The sequence below is a fragment of the Lactobacillus delbrueckii subsp. bulgaricus genome (assembly GCF_046938665.1).
In the GTDB taxonomy this organism is placed as follows: Bacteria; Bacillota; Bacilli; order Lactobacillales; family Lactobacillaceae; genus Lactobacillus; species Lactobacillus delbrueckii_C.
In genome coordinates this window covers 1-1,054 of record NZ_JBKZCD010000059.1, presented here as the reverse complement: position 1 = coordinate 1,054, position 1,054 = coordinate 1, and the positions used below count along the sequence as shown (strand labels likewise).

The 1,054-nt window shown below is 47.4% G+C and carries 1 protein-coding gene; it reads right to left on the bottom strand.

What is annotated here, in order from left to right:
* Positions 1–1,054, bottom strand: a 1,054-nt coding sequence (locus ACLUXO_RS10145) for a mucin-binding protein (RefSeq protein WP_412137442.1), incomplete at both ends; no start/stop codon positions are given.

Here is a 1,054-nt window from a genome sequence, read left to right as displayed (position 1 = left end):
AGCGTCCTTAGTTACGTCGTACTTGTCACCAGTCTTGTAGTCGCTGCCCTTAGATTCGCTAGGTGATAATTCGTTACCATCCACATCCACGAACTTCTCAGTCAAGCCGTACTTAGCTGCTGGAGTTTCATTCTTAGTGTAAGGTACTGGAGTATCCTTGCCTGGGTCTTTTGGAGTTACAGGACTTGGGTCTACTGGAGTGTAGTTTGGAACGTCTGGAATTGGTTCGTTTGGTACTACCTTAGTTGGATCGTTAGGGTCCGTTGGGTAAGTTGGCGTGTCAGCACCTGGGATTGGAGTACCCTTAGGGTCAACTGGAACAAGCTTACCGTTTGGAGCGTAAGTTACAGTTTCTTCAACGTCTGGGTTGTCAACAGTTGCCGTCAGACCACCGGCTACCTTCTTGTCAGCGTGGTAGCCTTCTACTACTGGAGTGCCAACAGTGTTGAAGGTCTTTTCACCTGTCCAGTCAGTGTAGGACAGAACCTTGCCAGTTACCTTGTCAATAGTAACCGTCCGCGTGAAGGCATCCTTCTGAGTTACAACATTGTCAGCTGGAGTGTTATCACCTGCACCTACGTAGTGGATGGTTTGGCTGGCGTCCTTAACCAGGTTCTTCCGGTCAGTTTCTTCACCGTAAACTGGACTGTTAGGGTCGTCAGGGTTGATCGGTTCGCCAGGCGTTACTGGATTTGGATCATTTGGAGTGATGGTTTGAGTCTTGTGCTTCAGTTTAACAACAAAGTTGTTGCCTTCCTTTTCGTAGACTTGGCTGCCATCAGTGAAGTCGTTTGAAACGAGTTCATAGCCTTGGTTTTCGTAGCTCTTGATCTTGTCTTTAGTCTTGTAGTTGATCTTTGAACCAACCTTGCCAGTTGGCAAAGTATCGCTGTCAAGTTCTACGCCAGTAGTGACATCGATGTACTTGATCGTACCTGAGACTTGCTTGTTGCTGTAAGTTACGGTTACAGTAGTGTCTGCTTGACCCGGAGTAACTAGAAGTGACTCAACCGTTGACTTGTCTACCTTGTCGTAGCCTACTGAACTTGGATCA